Raw genomic sequence first — 16,189 nt, forward strand, 5'->3', positions numbered from 1 at the left:
TTTCTCTCCTATTTGATACGTTGTTCTAAAATGACATTTAATGTTTTTTGCTTTATTTTGACCGCACTTTCCTGTGATGCCTGTACTAATAAAGCGTAAATCAAATCTAATACGAATAATTGAGCAATCTTCGTGCCGATAGAGTCGCCTTGCAACTTGCCTTGCTTATTCCCATTCACTAAAACAAGATCAGCATATTCTGTGATGGGGGAACGCAAACTGTGCGTAATCGCAATGGTTTTGGCACCATTTTCTTTGGCAATTTTCATGGTATGAGTGGTTTCTTGAGAATAACCTGAATGGCTCAAACCAATTGCCACATCTTTTTTCGTCAATAACGATGCCTGCATATACATAAAATGGTTGTTACCTGTCGCATCCACTTGCACACCGATACGCATCAGTTTATTTTTGGCATCTTCCGCAGTAATGCCGGATGTGCCCACACCAAATAAAAAGACACGATTTGCTTGTTGAATGGCTTTTACTGCCTCTTCCAACTGCTCAAAATCTAATAAATTAATGGTTTCATCCATCACGTTATTGATGGCAGATTTCAGCTTATGCGCAATATTCAATGAGTTGTCAGAATCGGTAATATCTGAATCTAATACGGTGTTATCTTTGCCATCTTTTGTGGCAAGCTCGATGGATAATTCCAATTTAAAATCACTGAAGCCTTTAAAGCCGAGAGTACGACAAAAACGCACAAAGGTCGCCTCCCCCACTTCTAAATGGGTGGCAATTTCAGCTAAAGGAGCCTGCACCGCAAGATCGGGATTTAATAAAATCGCATCCGCAATTTTCTTTTCAGTTTTCGTTAAACTACGGTATAACGAGCTGATGGTATTTAAAATATTGCCGTTTTTAGCCATAAACCACTCCCGTATTTTTTGCTTGTAATAAGCAATCTTTTACCCAATAAGCAGCCCCAATCAAGCCTGCATCTTGTCCAAATTGAGCACTTTCTAATTCGCAGTGATAAACAGCGGGAAGTTCACTTAATAAAGATTGAACTAGCGGTAAATAACCTTCTGCCAACCCTACGCTACCGCCAACCACGACTTTTTGCATATCTAATCCAATCTTCAAATCCGCAATTAAATTCGCAATGGCTTGGGCTGAACGAGTCACAAGTGCGGTTGCTTTTTCATCATTTTGACGGAAACGCGCAAAAACTTCTTTCGGTTCACAAGGATCATCCCATTGAGAAGAAACTGCTTCAATCGCGCGACCTGATGCAATGGCTTCGACACAACCACGGCGACCACAGCCGCAAATTGGACCATTAGGATCAGATAAAGTATGACCAATATGCCCAGCAATGCCGTTTGGCTCAGTAAGTAAACGATGATTTAAAATTAAACCGCCCCCTACGCCTGTTGAAACCGTAATAAAGGTAAAATTTTGAACATCATTAGGATTTTGTAATTGATACTCGGCATAGGCGGCAGCTTGCACATCATTAAGTAAACCAATCGGTTTATCAGTATGCTGTGCAATGCTATCTTTTAATGGAAATTGGGCTAATCCACCCAAATTTTTAGGATTAAGTGCGGTCAGAATGCCTTGATTAATAATGCCCGTTGAAGCAACGGCGACATAATCAAACTGCCCTTCATATTCTTTTAACAACTGAGCAAGGGTTTGATGCATCGCTTGCGCAGCATCATCTTGTGGCGTGGAAATCTGTTTTCGCTGTTGAATTTCACCATTTTTCACTATAGCAGAAGCGATTTTCGTGCCACCAATATCTAATGCCAAACAACGCTGTAATGTCTGACCACTATCCACTGTTAATGACATATCTTCTTCCTTTATTTTTTTGCTGAATGAATGGCTTCTGTAAACCAACTTACGATATGCTCTAAACGAGTTAATGCAGAACCTACAGTCACGCAATAAGCACCAATTTCAATTGCCGTTTTCGCTAATTCAGGGGTGTTATAACGTCCTTCCGCCATGACTCGGCAGCCTGCTGCTTTTAAATCTTTAACCAATTGATAATCAGGCTCCTCTGGCACAGTACCACCTGTGTAGCCAGACATCGTACTGCCCACAATATCAAAACCGAGTTTTTGACAGTACAAGCCTTCTTCTAAATTCGAACAATCCGCCATGGCTAAACAGCCTGATTCGTGTATTTTTTTGACCGCACTTTCAATATCTACGGGTCTAGGGCGATTTGTCCCATCCACGGCGATAATATCAGCACCCGCTTTCGCTAAATCTTCAATATCATGCAAAAATGGGGTAATTCGTACAGGGCTGTCAGGTAAATCACGTTTCACAATACCAATAATCGGTACATTCACAGTAGGGCGTGTTGCTTTAAGATTTTCTATGCCCTCGATACGCAATCCGGCGGCGCCACCAGCAACAGAAGCCTGTGCCATGGCCGCCACGATTTCTGGTTTATCCATCGGGCCGTCATCGACAGGCTGACAAGAAGCAATAAGACCAAATTTGATTTTATCTAAGACTTCATTATGTGATAATTTCGACATATAAACTCCTACATTAGACAGTAACACTTGGTTTCCTTTTGGCTTTTTGGTCATTATAGTAAAACGCAGTAAAACTTGCACCATAAAAAAATATTTTTTGAAGTACAATTTCAAAATTTGTGATCGGCTTCTCAATTTTGAGATAAAGTTACCACATTTGTACAAAATATTTTTTTTTACTTTAGAATATGAAGTAATACTTCATTACTATAAATAGGAGAAAAAAATGAATGTGTTAGGTTATGCGCAAAAAATTGGGCAAGCCTTAATGGTACCAGTTGCTGTCTTACCAGCAGCGGCTGTACTGATGGGTATTGGTTATTGGCTTGACCCAGATGGCTGGGGAGCTAACAGTCAACTTGCTGCATTTTTAATTAAATCAGGCGGTGCTATCATCGATAACATGGGCCTGCTTTTTGCCGTTGGCGTTGCTTTCGGTTTATCTAAGGACAAACATGGTTCTGCTGCACTTTCAGGTTTAGTGGGCTACTATGTGGTAACCACTCTACTTTCACCTGGCAGTGTTGCTCAGCTACAACATATCGATGTAAGTGAAGTGCCAGCTGCCTTCGGGAAAATCAATAACCAATTTATTGGGATTTTGATCGGGGTGATTTCGGCTGAACTTTATAACCGCTTCTATCAAGTAGAATTGCCAAAAGCACTCTCCTTCTTTAGCGGAAAACGTCTTGTGCCAATCGTCGTATCTTTTGTCATGATGTTCATCAGCTTCGTATTGCTCTATATCTGGCCATATATTTTCGGTGGTTTAGTATCATTCGGTGAAAGCATTAAAGACTTAGGTGCTGTTGGTGCGGGTCTTTACGGTTTCTTCAACCGTTTACTTATTCCTGTTGGCTTACACCATGCATTGAACTCAGTATTCTGGTTTGACGTTGCAGGCATCAATGACATTCCAAACTTCTTGGGTGGTGCTAAATCACTTGCTGAAGGCACTGCAACGGTTGGTGTAACGGGTATGTACCAAGCAGGCTTCTTCCCTGTCATGATGTTCGGGTTACCGGGTGCAGCATTAGCGATTTATCTCAGCGCTAAACCAAGCCAAAGAACTAAAGTGGCATCAATCATGCTTGCGGGTGCGTTTGCCTCATTCTTCACTGGTATCACCGAGCCATTAGAATTCTCTTTCATGTTTGTTGCGCCCGTGCTTTACTTCATCCACGCGGTATTAACCGGTATTTCCGTCTTTATCGCCGCAACAATGCATTGGATCGCAGGCTTCGGTTTCAGTGCGGGTCTCGTGGATATGGTGCTTTCATCACGCAACCCATTAGCCGTTGAATGGTATATGCTAATCGTACAAGGCTTAGTATTCTTTGTGATTTACTATGCAGTATTCCGTTTTGCAATTAAAGCTTTCAACTTAAAAACATTAGGTCGTACAGAAGAAGCAGAAGAAACCACTGCAGCACAACCAGCAGCGAGCCAATCTCGTGAAGAAAGAGCGGTCAAATTTATTGATGCTTTAGGTGGTGCTGATAACTTCAAAAATATTGATGCTTGTATCACTCGCTTACGTTTAAGCTTAGTGGACCAACACAAAATTAATGAAGAACAGCTCAAGTCTCTTGGCGCAAAAGGTATCGTGAAAATCGGTAACGATGGCTTACAAGTGGTTCTCGGCCCTGAAGCTGAACTTGTGGCAGAAGCCATGAAACAAAAAGTGAAATAACACACACCAAATGAAATACCGACTCAGAAATGGGTCGGTATTTTTTGCCAAAAACAAAGTAAAAATGACCGCACTTTAGCTGAGAATTTGTTGCTCGAGTTGAGTTAAATGAAAGTTTGAAAATTGTTTTGAAGGGTGGTGGAACTAAGCAGAATTGGTCTTAACAGCAAGTGGCTTACTGCATCGCATCCCTGCGGGATTTCTACCTAGCCCACCATAGATTTAAAGCATCTCTGGGGTTCCAGTCTGCGATATAAAATTAAAAGATTAAGAATCTTTTAAAAGCCACTTATATATTCAGGAGACCAATCCTGACTTCCAAAGAAACTACATTGGAAGGCAGTGGTATGATAGAAGTCTTCCGCTATTTTGTCAATTAAGATATTGCACTAAAAGAAGTATTTTTTCGCTTTTCGTATAAAAATTAACAAAGTCATTTCAACTATCACATCAATGTAACAAAAACAAAATAACCGTCTTATTAAAGACGGTTATTTTTACTATCGAGTGCCGTAAACCACAATGGTTTTACCGTGCGCATGAATTAGATTTTGATCTTCCAGCATCTTAATTATTCGCCCTACGGTTTCACGTGAACAGCCCACCATTTGACCAATTTCCTGACGCGTAATTTTAATCTGCATGCCATCTGGATGCGTCATCGCTTCAGGTTGTTTTGCTAGATGCATAAGCGCCTGAGCAATACGCCCCGCCACATCCAAAAAGGCCAGGTTAGTCACTTGTCGAGATGTATTTTGCAAGCGTTTTGATAACTGAGAAGTAAGGAACATTAAAATCTCAGGATTAATTTGGATAAGCTGACGATATTTTTTATAGGAAATTTCTGCAATTTCACAAGGGGTTTTCGTTTTTACCCAAGCAGAACGTTTCGAGCCTTCATCAAATAAACCCGCTTCACCAAAAAATTGTCCAGCACCTAAATAAGATAAAATCATCTCTTTGCCTTCATCATCTTTCGATGAAACCATCACCGTTCCTTTAATTAAGAAATATAAAATATTGGCATCTTCCCCCGCATGAATTAAGGTGGATTTAGCCGGATATTTATGTAAATGACAGTGCGTTAGGAACCAATCCAGAGCAGGATCACGTTGCTGATCATCGTCCTGGGGCTTTTGTTCTTCTAATAATTCTACATTTTCTGACATATAAGCTCCTATTGATTTATTTTAGAAATTCCATTTTATCTTTTATATCAATGGATTCATGTAACTCCGACCAAACGATCACTGCACTTCCATTGTGAATCTTGTTTAGTAGATGTTGTTTTTTTTGTTCTAAAGAAAATTCGTGCGAACCATAATCGGTACCTTCTCTAAGTACCACACTTTCCACAATATTTTCTAAGGTTTCTGTTGGCAATTCTTGCCACGGAATAATCATATATTTATCAACTAAAGTCAATTAAGCAAAAAGCGGTTCAAGAAAACGCCATTGCTGTTCAAAGCTTTGATTTGCGCCTAAACGGAAGTTTGTGCGGACATAACGCATAAACTGCCCTTCACAAAGGGTCACTAAATGCCCTGCAATAATACGTTCATCGACATTAAAACCACGCCCTTCGCGTAATTTTCGCATTTGTAAAATATTCACAAATTGCATTTCAAGACGATCGAAAAATTGCGCGACACGAGCCTGTAAAAGCGGCTCTTCAAACATCAATGCATGCCCCGTCAAAATACGTGTCAAACCAGGGTTTTTACGCGCAAAGTCGAGGATCATCTGCATAATGTCACGTACACGATTCATCGTATTGGTTTCATTGCGAATTGATGTGGTAATACGGCTAAATAAATTCGCTTCGATATTATCGATCAACGCTTCAAACATTTTGGTTTTACTTGGGAAGTAACGATAAAGCGCGGCTTCTGACACCCCTACTTCTTCCGCTAAACGCGCGGTTGTCATACGCTCCATTCCACGTTCAGAATGCAGCATATGGGTAAGCACCGTCAACACTTGTTGACGACGTTCTTTTACCGTACGCTTTTCGATTTTTGGCGGTTTGATTTCCGCCGCAATCTCATCAACTTCTACGAGAGATAATTGTTCTACCATAGTTTATTTTTTACCTGAATGACCAAAACCACCTTCACCACGTTCAGTTTCGGTAAATTCATTAACAATATTAAATTCAGCTTGTACTACTGGCACAAAGACTAACTGCGCAATACGATCACCAACTTCAATTTTGAACGGTTCATGGCCACGATTCCATACAGACACCATTAATGGACCTTGGTAATCTGAATCAATTAAGCCCACTAAGTTACCTAATACGATACCGTGTTTATGACCTAAACCAGAACGAGGCAGAATCACTGCTGCAAGGTTCAGATCGGCAATATAAATTGAAAGACCTGTTGGGATAAGTTTGGTTTCGCCTGGCTGAATTTCAATGCCCTCTTCAAGCAATGCACGTAAATCCAAACCTGCTGAACCTTCGGTTGCGTAGGTTGGTAAAGGAAATTCGTTGCCAATACGGCTATCTAAAATTTTTACATCAATTTTTTTCATGCTTATTTATCCTTTAAAAGAAATCTGTCATACAAAAGTGAGGTCACAAAATCCAACGAATTTTGAGCGTATTTTATTTGTGATAATGCTCAACAATTTCAGTGACTAACACTTCTGCCAATTTATTTTTATCTGCTAAAGGCAACGCTTTTTCGCCTGTTTTCCAAAAGATCTGCAAGGCATTTTGATCTTGTCCGAATACTTGCCCACCCGATACATCATTGGCACAAATCATATCTAAATTTTTGCGTTGAAGTTTGCTCTTCGCATACTCAGCGACATTTTGCGTTTCAGCTGCAAAGCCCACAACAAATGGACGATCTTTTTCTAAACTTGCCACACTTGCGATAATGTCTGGATTTTTCACCAATTTAAGAGAAAGCTCATCGTTATCATTGGTTTTCTTAATTTTTTGATCAGCGACTTCCGCAACTCGATAATCAGCCACAGCGGCACAGCCAATAAAGATGCTATTTTTGACCGCACTTTCAAGGGAGGCTTGCCACATTTCATGGGCAGTTGTCACATCAATACGATGAACATTTTTCGGTGTAGCCAGATTAACAGGCCCTGCAATTAAGGTGACATTTGCCCCACATTTTGCAAAGGCCTCGGCAATTGCAAAGCCCATTTTACCTGAGCTGTGATTAGAAATATAACGAACCGGATCGATAGCTTCACGCGTTGGGCCTGCCGTAATGGTGACACTTAAATCGGCTAAATCCTGCTGAACAGCAAAAAGTGATTGAAGTGATTCGAAAATTTCAGCCGGTTCAGACATTCTGCCTGCGCCCACATCGCCGCAAGCTTGAAAGCCACTATTTGGCCCAACAAAATGAATACCTCGCACAGAAAGAGCGGTCAAATTTTGTTGTGTAATCGCCTGGCGGTACATTTGCTGATTCATAGCAGGTGCGAGCAAAATAGGGGCACTTGTCGCGAGACAGATCGTACTGAGTAAATCATTTGCCATTCCAACGGTTAAACGCGCAATAAAATCGGCACTGGCTGGCGCAATCACAATCGCATCAGCCCATTTGGCCAGCTCAATATGTCCCATGGCTAATTCAGCTTGTGGATCAAGTAAAGATTGAGAAACCGCATTACCCGAAATGGCTTGTAGCGTTAAAGGTGTGACAAATTCAGCGGCGGCTGGCGTTAAAGCCACTCGAACTTCTGCGTTAGATTTGCGTAATAAACGAATAAACTCAATGGTTTTATAGGCGGCGATGCCTCCTGTAATCCCGACAACAATACGCTTTCCGCTCAAGCTCATTTGCTACTCCGCTGCAACTTAATAGAATGGATATGTTTTGTGTGTTAGTACTTAACAACTTAAGGTCGCCTATTTTACTTCAAATTTCGCCAATAAAAAATTTTATTTTTACGATCGCCGTTCCAAAAATAAAACTGATTTCTCGCCAAGATTGAAAACATCGTGGAAATTGACCGCACTTTTTTCTTTTCATTAATTAATATGCAAACAAACACTCCTTTAATGCCTCGTGAAAAATTGTTGAAATATGGCGTTGAAGCCCTAGAAGATCACGAATTACTCGCTATTTTTCTACGAACAGGGATTAAAGGTTGCCCTGTCATGGAATTATCACATAACGTGCTGCAACATTTTGGCTCTCTTCGAACCTTATTAAGCGCAGATAAAGAAGCCTTTTGCAAAGTAAAAGGATTAGGCATTACGCAGTTTATTCAACTGCAAGCCACCACAGAAATGACAAAGCGGTATCTGAAGCAAGAATTACTGATAGAGCATGTATTTAGCGACACATCTACGGTAAAGCTTTATCTTCAAGCGGAGCTTCATCACGAAGAACGTGAAATTTTTATGGTGTTATTTCTAGATAATCAACATCGTTTGATTAAAAAAGAGCGGTTATTTTTAGGCACAATTAATGTGACGAATGTTTATCCACGAGAAATCATCAAAGAAAGCCTTTACTGCAATGCAGCCGCCTTAATTTTGGCTCACAACCACCCTTCTGGCCTAGCAGAACCGAGCTATTCCGACAAAATGATCACACAAAAAATTATTGAAGCTGCTGAGTTAATGGATATTCGTATTTTGGATCATTTTATTGTCGGCAAAGGGACTTGTTATTCTTTTGCAGAACATAATCTGTTATAGTTTTAGGGAATTTGATGATTTTTTTATCGTTCATTTCCATTTAAAGACGGAAAAATCGCTTTTGGACTTGAGAAATGAAAATAAAGTCAGTATAATTTGCGACCTTTAATATAGTAAGTGGGTCGGATACTGCGACCTGACGAGGAAGCAAGCTTAGTTTTAAGCTTCATTATCCGAACCATAAGCTCGAGCTTATATTTAAATTATTGGAGATTATTATGTCTAGAGTTTGTCAAGTAACAGGCAAGCGTCCAGCTGTGGGTAACAACCGCTCACACGCGTTGAATGCGACACGTCGTCGTTTTCTTCCAAACCTTCACACTCACCGTTTCTGGGTTGAAAGTGAAAACCGTTTCGTGACCTTACGTTTAACTGCGAAAGGTATGCGTATTATCGATAAAAAAGGCATTGATGCAGTGTTAGCTGAAATCCGTGCTCGTGGCGAAAAAATCTAAGGAGCTAAAACATGGCAGCTAAAGGCGCTCGTGAGAAAATCCGTTTAGTTTCTACAGCAGAGACTGGTCACTTCTACACGACTGATAAAAACAAACGTAATATGCCTGAAAAAATGGAAATCAAAAAATTTGATCCAGTAGTGCGTAAACACGTTATCTATAAAGAAGCAAAAATCAAATAATTTTGCTGATTTGAAAAAAGCCCGACATTGTTCGGGTTTTTTTATATCACAAATTCATTACCGAGATTATCTATGCCTGAACTTCCTGAAGTCGAAACAGCCCTACGCGGTGTCAGTCCCTATTTAAAAGGTTTTACCATTGAAAAAATTGTAGTCCGTCAACCACAATTACGCTGGGTTGTCTCTCCTGAATTAACAACGCTCAAAAACGTCAAAATTTTAGATACTTCTCGCCGTGCGAAATACCTCATTATTCATACTGAAAAAGGTTATATCATTGGCCATTTAGGCATGTCTGGCTCTGTTCGAATTGTGCCGCACGATAGTCCTATTGATAAACACGATCACCTTGATATTGTAATGAATAATGACAAATTACTGCGTTATAACGACCCGAGACGCTTCGGTGCATGGTTATGGACGGAAAGCTTAGGTGACTTTCATCTTTTTCTAAAACTTGGTCCAGAACCACTTTCTGATGAATTTAATGCGGAATACCTTTTTAAAAAATCACGCAAAAAATCGACCGCACTTAAAACCTTTTTAATGGATAATGCTGTCGTCGTGGGCGTAGGAAATATTTATGCCAATGAAACACTCTTTTTATGTGGTTTACACCCAATGAAATTAGCCGAAAATCTCACGCGGAACCAATGCGCCTTACTCGTTGAAACAATTAAAAACGTATTAGCGAAAGCTATTACACAAGGTGGAACAACATTAAAAGATTTCTTACAACCCGATGGCCGTCCTGGTTATTTTGCGCAGGAATTGTTAGTGTACGGAAACAAAGATAAACCTTGTCCAAAATGTGGCACAAAGATCGAAAGCATGATTATTGGGCAACGCAATAGCTTTTATTGCCCTCATTGTCAGAAAAAGAAATAGGCGTGATACACGCCTATTGTTTTAGAAAAAGGTACTCCAGAAATGAGAAATCGGCATAGCGAGGAAAAGAGCCGGCAGCATATTCGCCACATGGAACATTTGGATATTACAAATGCGAAAGCCCGCAGCTATCATTAGCATACCGCCTACCGCAGCAAAATCACCTCGCATTTCAGGTGTCACGAAAGGAATAATGAATACCGCAGAATAAGCTAAGATCACTTGAACCAATGTTTGTGGCACAAAAATACTTGCCACAGAAATGCCGAGTGATGTGGCAAAGATCATCGCCGTGAAAAAATCTAAAAAGGATTTCACAATGAGGATATCAAAATTACCACTCATCCCCTCATTCATCGCCCCGAAAATCCCCGTTCCACTAAATGAAAACAAAACCACAATCGCAACAAATTTAGATAAGAACTCTTCTTGGCTATTCATGCTACTTGGCTTATCAGGGAACATTTTTTCAACAAGGCCTTTGGCTGATGATGCCAGTTTATTGATCCCCTGTTCCAATAAAAGCAACTCGCCAATTATCGTCCCTAATAACACCGATAAAATCATTGCCGGCATATTAGTGGTTTTCGCCACCATCACAATGCCCATGCCCATCGAACACAAGCCAAAGATTAAAGTGAGATTAGTGCGTAAACGCTCTGGGATGCGCCCACCGAGTGCTGCCCCAATAACTGCGCCACTGATAATCGCCAATGCATTAATATAAGGTCCGATAATCATATTCTTCTCCGAGTTAAGTTCTTTCTATTATACGAAAAACAGGATGAAAATCGACCGCACTTTTAACAATAAAAAAGGCATGGTTTCCCATGCCTTTTGTTTATAAATGATAAATTACCAGTGGTAACCTGCACCTACTGCTACACCCACTTTACCTTGAGTATCGCTCGTACCGGCTAAACGAATAATGATTTTACCGTTATCTGAAATACGTGACATACCTAATGCCACTGCATTTTGACCTTGGTAATTACCCGCTGCCACAGATACCATGCTCTTACCTGGAATGTAAGCTTGTGGTAATTGAGACGCTGCTAACGCACTTGCTGTACCTGCATTGACACGTTTACCTAACTTGTTCACTTGACCATTTAAGTGGTTGATCTTGTTATTCATGTCAGCTTTTACTTCGTGTAATTGGCTGCCATTTACTGCATCAGTACTGTCTGCTGCAATGCGTCCTGGTGCAACATTGGTAATTTGTTTATTACCTGCATCAATACCATTTTTAGTCATACTTGGACCATTTTTAATGGTGACGCCATTGCCATCAATCACCGTATCACCCGCAGTGAATTTGTTTGCAGTTACGCTTTCCACTTTAAGTTTTTTCTTGATACCTACACGAACATTACCGCTCTTATCAATGTTTGTCATCACATTATCGCCACCATCAAACTCACTCCAGTTTGTGTTGCTATCTGCGCCTTTCACATTGATTTGGCTATTTAATCTCGCAGGGTAAACGTCGCCTACATTCGCACCAAATTTTAAGCCGTCACTTAATGTTGCGATAGTTTCACGACCAAATTTCATTCGATTTGGTGTATCACCATTTACATTTGGCGCATCTTCACCACTTACTACTGTAATTTGCTCTGAATTCTCACCTTTGCCAAGATTAATCGTCGTGGTATTAACCGTTGTGGCATTCACAGTTCCGGCTTCTAAATCGTTCGTAGTAGAGATAGTGAAATTCATACCATTTTGCTTAATTTTGATATTTTGTCCTGCGATATAAGTCACAGTATTACCTGGGCTTACCTTTTGAACAGTTTTACCTTCAGCTTTACCACCGTCTTCATCCACAGTGACATTCCAACCAGACTTATTGATTGCCTCTGCAACTGTGGTTGCATTCACCAATTTTGCTCCATCTACAGGTGTATCAATTTTTCCTGTAGCATTAGGCGTTAAATTAGTGGTCGCTACAGCATTATAAAGTTGGCTACCGTTTATTGCATCTTTGCTATTGGCATCAACAGCACCATCTGCAACATTAGTGACTTTGTTTTCACCTGCATTCAGACCAGTATTAGAGATTGATACAGTTTTCTTTGGATCTTTAACTGAACCATCCGGGTTCAAGTTATCCGCTTTATTAACTGCAACACCTGCTGGAGTGATTTTGGTTACATCACCTGCAGCATCTTTAAATTCAGCGCTATTTAACCCTTTTAAGTCTTTCGCTAACTGAACTTCTAATGTACTTGCACCATCTGCTTTAACATTAATATTACCTGCTGCTGATTTAAAGTCTGCTGACTGTGCTTCAGTTACACCTTCACCTTTAATTTTCACTAAGGTATTCAGTTTATGTTTGTTTACCGTACTTTCATTATTACCTGTAAACTTCAAGCCATCATCCAAAGTAGCAACACTTTCACCGTTTACATTTAAACGAGGTTTCTTAGTTGCATCGTCACCATCTACACCAGCAGGTCCCTCTGCGGTCTTAATCGTAAGTGGGTTTGCACCATCTTTACCCGCTAGACCGATTGAGCCATCTTTTCCATTGATTGAAACAGCAGAACCATCTTTACCTTTAACATCTAACGAGCCATCACTGCCCGGTTGACCATTCTCTGCTTTTTCGCCTAGTGTCATGTTATTCGCTGTAGCAATTTCATAACCATTTGCAATTTGGGTTACTTGAATATTTTTACCTTGGTTAATTGCAAATGTTTCATTGTTCGTAATACGTTTATCCGCACCAGAAAGCGACGGTGTTTCAGCACCATTTGTGGTTAAATTAAAGCCCATACCATCAATTTTCTTATTGATTGTATCGCCTAATGAATATAATTGGCTACCGTTCACAGCTTCTTTGCTATCCTGTGTCACGTTGCCGTTTGCCACGTTACTAATCTTTTGATTGCCTGCATTGATGCCATCTTTATTAACTAATACATCACCCGCTTTTAAGCCATCTTTATTTAAAACGGTATCGCCAACTTTTACACCATCTTTATTTAAAACGGTATCGCCAGCTTTTACGCTATCAACGTTGATGTCTTTCGCTAATTTAATTTCTAACTTATCCTGGCCATTCGCTACTACACCAATGTTACCATCAGAAAGTTTAGCCGCATTAGTTTCACCACCAATTACTTTAACGGTTTCACCTAATTTACGTGTTACATTAGTGCCAGTATCTCCAGCAAAGGTTAATGGCATATTACGTACGTTATTAATTGCATCAGCTACATCACCTGCGGTTGCAATATTATTTGGATTCGCTGCAGTTACATTGCCTGCTGCATCAGTCGTGAAATTTGTTGTATTCACATCAAATTTCACAATGGTGCCATTATCCGCATCAGTTACATTTACAGTGGTTAAATTACCATCTTTAAAGTTCACAAAACCGTTGTTATTAATACGTGATTTATCAGTACCATTTTGTTGTACGTTAAAGCCACTATAAGTTAATACGGCATAAAGCTGTGAACCGTTGATTGCATCAGTAGAGTTTGCAGTAACACGGCCCGCACCTACATTTTGAATTTGACGTTCAAAACCTTCTTTACCAACTGAAACAGCACCAAGCGAATTATTAGCTAAACCAGCTTTAAACTGTTTATTTTCACTCACGCCATTATCATTTTTGAAAGCGGCTTCATGGGCGGTTCCACCGAAAACATTGCCACCTGCCACACTATCTTTACCTAACGCAACTGAATTTCGCACCGTTGCATTAGCTGATGAACCAATCGCTACACCATCAGCTGCCGAGCCAGCTGCGTCCTTACCGATAGCAATAGATGCTTGTTCTGAAGCATTAGCATTATTACCTATTGCGATACCATAAATGCCACTAACATTTGCATTTGCCCCCGTAGCAACACCTGCATAAGCAGAAGAGGCAGTATGGCCAATGGCCACGCCTAACTCTTTAGCATCTGTATTAGAACCTAGTGCTGTCGAGTTAGTAACGGCTTTAGCATTTGTACCCACTGCAGTAGCATTACCACCATTAGCATGGGTCGCAAAACCAATCGCTGTAGAATTTGAAAAATTACTGGTTGCATTATTACCTAATGAAACGCCATTAACTGCGCTTGATTTCGCATCTGGGCCAATTGCAATAGAATTAACTGCCGTTGCACCATTATTATTTTTATTTCCCTCAACAGTAGAATTAACCGAGAAATAACGAATTTTTTCAATTTCTGCCATCGCAGCATAAAGCTGAGAACCATTGATTGCATCAGTCGAGTTTGCAGAAATATCACCAGGTGATAAGTTAATAAGTTGACGTTCATAGCCTTTTTTACCAATGGAAACAACGTCCCCCGCGATAGTATCAGCACCACCAGCCCAAGTATAAGTTGTCCCTAAAATAGTACGAGTAGTATAGGCAACCCCTGCTTTATCCGTTGCGGAACCGCCACCAATCGCTACTGAGTTTGCAAACGATGCATTAGCCCCAGTACCAACAGCGACAGCATTCGTTTTTTGCGCTGCAGCCAATGAACCTAATGCTAATGAAAGATCCCCAGATTTTGTTTTTGTTCCTAATGATACAGCAGCTTCCCCTGCAATTGTATTCATCCAACGAGGACTTTGAAGCTCCCCTCCAGTTAAATCTCTAAATGCTTGTTGAACCGTTCCCGTTTTATCTTGGCCATTAGTATTGATATAAGTCGTTTGTGTAGCCGCTGCTGAATCAGTATCATCCCCACCAATCGCAACCGATGCATTACCATAAGAAATAACATTACCGCCAATCGCAATTGATTGATCGCCTCGAGCCCATGCACCCTCAGTAATAGAATTACCACCATATTTAGCCGCTTTATCAGCTCTAATGCCAGCTCCAATAGCAATAGACTGGTTTACTCGTACAACAGAAGTGCTATCACCAACTTGAGCATTTTGACCGATGAGAATATTACGACTACCCGTTGTTCCACCATAATTTCCTGTGCCATCACCAATCAGCACACTATTGTCATAACGACCATTTACGCCATAACCAATAGCGGTAGTACTTCCACCGCTTGCTGATGTGGCACTGTTCCCAACTGCAATACTAAAAGGATGTACATTTGTAGGCGCATTGCTTCCATCCCCCACAATCACGTTTGCTTGTGCCGGCATCATCACTGCAGATAAAGAAAGTGCAAATACAGAAAGTTTAAAAAGAGAAGATAAACGTGTTTCGCTTGTTACACGTTGTTCTGAGTTTGAAGAAGCTTTTACGGCTCCTTTCGCTAATTCTGATGTGACGACAAAAGATTGTGTCGTTTTGTTCCAAATAATCTTAAATACTTTGTTCATAAAAAGGTTCTCCCAAACAAATAGGTTAACAAGTCGTTGCAAAGCTAAAATAATGCAAACTAAGCACATAAATAATAAAGTTCTTGGAGTATATAGGAGCTAAGCATAAGATCAAGTAAATGTTTGCTTTTTACACTGTTTTTTACAAAAAATTTACATTTTAACGTTTGCGTAAAAAGCGAACATTAAAAAAGTACTCAGGATGGACTAATCACAAGGGTTTAATCTCTCTCAAACAAATAAAAAACACGATGAAAATCGATCGCACTTTTTTCCTCTTTTAGGGTATCCTCCCCTACCACTTTTTTAATACCTAACATACCCCTTTATGAGTATTTTGATTTTAAAGTTTGATCAACCTCAAAGTTTTGAAAAAAAACCTTAGGAAAACTACTACTTTTTGGTATCTTATGCTTGCGTTGAGCTATTTTTATGAGTGATTTCAAAAGCTTAATAGGAATTGTTCGCATTTAAAATTG

15 protein-coding genes are annotated in these 16,189 nt (G+C 40.1%); 5 read left to right on the plus strand and 10 right to left on the minus strand.

Going from position 1 to position 16,189, the window contains the following annotated elements:
* Positions 1-8 precede the first annotated feature (8 nt).
* From HMPREF2750_RS02950 to HMPREF2750_RS02960, 3 genes are read right to left on the minus strand one after another with little or no spacing between them, the layout of a single operon-like run.
* The gene (locus HMPREF2750_RS02950; RefSeq protein WP_070582513.1) at positions 9-875 is read right to left on the minus strand and encodes a MurR/RpiR family transcriptional regulator; all 867 of its coding nucleotides are present in this window, start codon (positions 873-875) and stop codon (positions 9-11) included.
* Positions 868-1,806: an N-acetylmannosamine kinase gene (locus HMPREF2750_RS02955; protein ID WP_070582514.1), complete on the minus strand. Its 939-nt coding sequence runs from the start codon at positions 1,804-1,806 to the stop codon at positions 868-870. The genes HMPREF2750_RS02950 and HMPREF2750_RS02955 overlap by 8 nt, the downstream gene beginning before the upstream one ends.
* A gap of 11 nt (positions 1,807-1,817) precedes the next feature.
* A complete protein-coding gene (locus HMPREF2750_RS02960; RefSeq protein WP_070582515.1) occupies positions 1,818-2,507 on the minus strand; it encodes an N-acetylmannosamine-6-phosphate 2-epimerase in 690 nt (229 codons plus the stop codon).
* A 226-nt stretch (positions 2,508-2,733) separates the two neighbouring features.
* Here HMPREF2750_RS02960 and nagE point away from each other — a divergent pair, with 226 nt between their 5' ends.
* Entirely contained in the window at positions 2,734-4,200 is a 1,467-nt protein-coding gene (gene nagE, locus HMPREF2750_RS02965) for an N-acetylglucosamine-specific PTS transporter subunit IIBC (protein WP_014064025.1), read from the plus strand.
* Positions 4,201-4,700: 500 nt separating this feature from the next.
* On the opposite strand, the gene crp is transcribed toward nagE, so the two are convergent.
* The 5 genes from crp to coaBC all read right to left on the minus strand — a co-directional run bounded on the left by crp (position 4,701) and on the right by coaBC (position 8,014).
* Entirely contained in the window at positions 4,701-5,369 is a 669-nt protein-coding gene (gene crp / locus HMPREF2750_RS02970) for a cAMP-activated global transcriptional regulator CRP (protein ID WP_049369445.1), read from the minus strand.
* A gap of 16 nt (positions 5,370-5,385) precedes the next feature.
* Positions 5,386-5,604 carry a YheU family protein gene (locus HMPREF2750_RS02975; RefSeq protein WP_005695554.1) on the minus strand — a complete coding sequence of 73 codons (219 nt, stop codon included), beginning with the start codon at positions 5,602-5,604 and terminating at the stop codon, positions 5,386-5,388.
* 21 nt (positions 5,605-5,625) lie between these two features.
* Complete coding sequence (slmA, locus tag HMPREF2750_RS02980) at positions 5,626-6,279, minus strand: nucleoid occlusion factor SlmA (protein ID WP_005698358.1); 654 nt, start codon at positions 6,277-6,279, stop codon at positions 5,626-5,628.
* A 3-nt stretch (positions 6,280-6,282) separates the two neighbouring features.
* Positions 6,283-6,738, minus strand: a complete 456-nt coding sequence (gene dut, locus HMPREF2750_RS02985) for a dUTP diphosphatase (RefSeq protein ID WP_070582516.1) — start codon at positions 6,736-6,738, stop codon at positions 6,283-6,285.
* Positions 6,739-6,811: 73 nt separating this feature from the next.
* A complete protein-coding gene (coaBC, locus tag HMPREF2750_RS02990) occupies positions 6,812-8,014 on the minus strand; it encodes a bifunctional phosphopantothenoylcysteine decarboxylase/phosphopantothenate--cysteine ligase CoaBC (protein WP_070582517.1) in 1,203 nt (400 codons plus the stop codon).
* A gap of 201 nt (positions 8,015-8,215) precedes the next feature.
* Here coaBC and radC point away from each other — a divergent pair, with 201 nt between their 5' ends.
* From radC to mutM, 4 genes are all read left to right on the plus strand, one after another.
* A complete protein-coding gene (gene radC, locus HMPREF2750_RS02995; RefSeq protein ID WP_070582518.1) occupies positions 8,216-8,881 on the plus strand; it encodes a RadC family protein in 666 nt (221 codons plus the stop codon).
* A 218-nt stretch (positions 8,882-9,099) separates the two neighbouring features.
* Entirely contained in the window at positions 9,100-9,336 is a 237-nt protein-coding gene (rpmB, locus tag HMPREF2750_RS03000; RefSeq protein WP_005599762.1) for a 50S ribosomal protein L28, read from the plus strand.
* Positions 9,337-9,347: 11 nt separating this feature from the next.
* Complete coding sequence (rpmG, locus tag HMPREF2750_RS03005; protein ID WP_005613503.1) at positions 9,348-9,518, plus strand: 50S ribosomal protein L33; 171 nt, start codon at positions 9,348-9,350, stop codon at positions 9,516-9,518.
* A 72-nt stretch (positions 9,519-9,590) separates the two neighbouring features.
* Positions 9,591-10,406: a DNA-formamidopyrimidine glycosylase gene (mutM, locus tag HMPREF2750_RS03010; protein WP_070582519.1), complete on the plus strand. Its 816-nt coding sequence runs from the start codon at positions 9,591-9,593 to the stop codon at positions 10,404-10,406.
* 21 nt (positions 10,407-10,427) lie between these two features.
* Here the strand turns inward: mutM and HMPREF2750_RS03015 are convergent, their stop codons facing one another.
* On the minus strand, positions 10,428-11,147 hold the full coding sequence (locus tag HMPREF2750_RS03015; RefSeq protein ID WP_070582520.1) for a DUF554 domain-containing protein: 720 nt from the start codon (positions 11,145-11,147) through the stop codon (positions 10,428-10,430).
* Positions 11,148-11,261: 114 nt separating this feature from the next.
* Positions 11,262-15,710, minus strand: coding sequence for a YadA-like family protein (locus HMPREF2750_RS10030; protein ID WP_186821567.1), 4,449 nt, complete (start codon positions 15,708-15,710; stop codon positions 11,262-11,264).
* Positions 15,711-16,189 lie beyond the last annotated feature (479 nt).

Source organism: Haemophilus sp. HMSC066D02 (assembly GCF_001810545.1).
Classification (GTDB): Bacteria; Pseudomonadota; Gammaproteobacteria; order Enterobacterales; family Pasteurellaceae; genus Haemophilus_D.

Excerpts from the sequence above, each read along its gene's own strand:
- HMPREF2750_RS02950 (WP_070582513.1), bottom strand. The coding sequence starts at position 875 with ATGGCTAAAAACGGCAATATTTTAAATACCATCAGCTCGTTATACCGT.
- HMPREF2750_RS02955 (WP_070582514.1), bottom strand. The coding sequence starts at position 1,806 with ATGTCATTAACAGTGGATAGTGGTCAGACATTACAGCGTTGTTTGGCA.
- HMPREF2750_RS02960 (WP_070582515.1), bottom strand. The coding sequence starts at position 2,507 with ATGTCGAAATTATCACATAATGAAGTCTTAGATAAAATCAAATTTGGT.
- nagE (WP_014064025.1), top strand. The coding sequence starts at position 2,734 with ATGAATGTGTTAGGTTATGCGCAAAAAATTGGGCAAGCCTTAATGGTA.
- crp (WP_049369445.1), bottom strand. The coding sequence starts at position 5,369 with ATGTCAGAAAATGTAGAATTATTAGAAGAACAAAAGCCCCAGGACGAT.
- HMPREF2750_RS02975 (WP_005695554.1), bottom strand. The coding sequence starts at position 5,604 with ATGATTATTCCGTGGCAAGAATTGCCAACAGAAACCTTAGAAAATATT.
- slmA (WP_005698358.1), bottom strand. The coding sequence starts at position 6,279 with ATGGTAGAACAATTATCTCTCGTAGAAGTTGATGAGATTGCGGCGGAA.
- dut (WP_070582516.1), bottom strand. The coding sequence starts at position 6,738 with ATGAAAAAAATTGATGTAAAAATTTTAGATAGCCGTATTGGCAACGAA.
- coaBC (WP_070582517.1), bottom strand. The coding sequence starts at position 8,014 with ATGAGCTTGAGCGGAAAGCGTATTGTTGTCGGGATTACAGGAGGCATC.
- radC (WP_070582518.1), top strand. The coding sequence starts at position 8,216 with ATGCAAACAAACACTCCTTTAATGCCTCGTGAAAAATTGTTGAAATAT.
- rpmB (WP_005599762.1), top strand. The coding sequence starts at position 9,100 with ATGTCTAGAGTTTGTCAAGTAACAGGCAAGCGTCCAGCTGTGGGTAAC.
- rpmG (WP_005613503.1), top strand. The coding sequence starts at position 9,348 with ATGGCAGCTAAAGGCGCTCGTGAGAAAATCCGTTTAGTTTCTACAGCA.
- mutM (WP_070582519.1), top strand. The coding sequence starts at position 9,591 with ATGCCTGAACTTCCTGAAGTCGAAACAGCCCTACGCGGTGTCAGTCCC.
- HMPREF2750_RS03015 (WP_070582520.1), bottom strand. The coding sequence starts at position 11,147 with ATGATTATCGGACCTTATATTAATGCATTGGCGATTATCAGTGGCGCA.
- HMPREF2750_RS10030 (WP_186821567.1), bottom strand. The coding sequence starts at position 15,710 with ATGAACAAAGTATTTAAGATTATTTGGAACAAAACGACACAATCTTTT.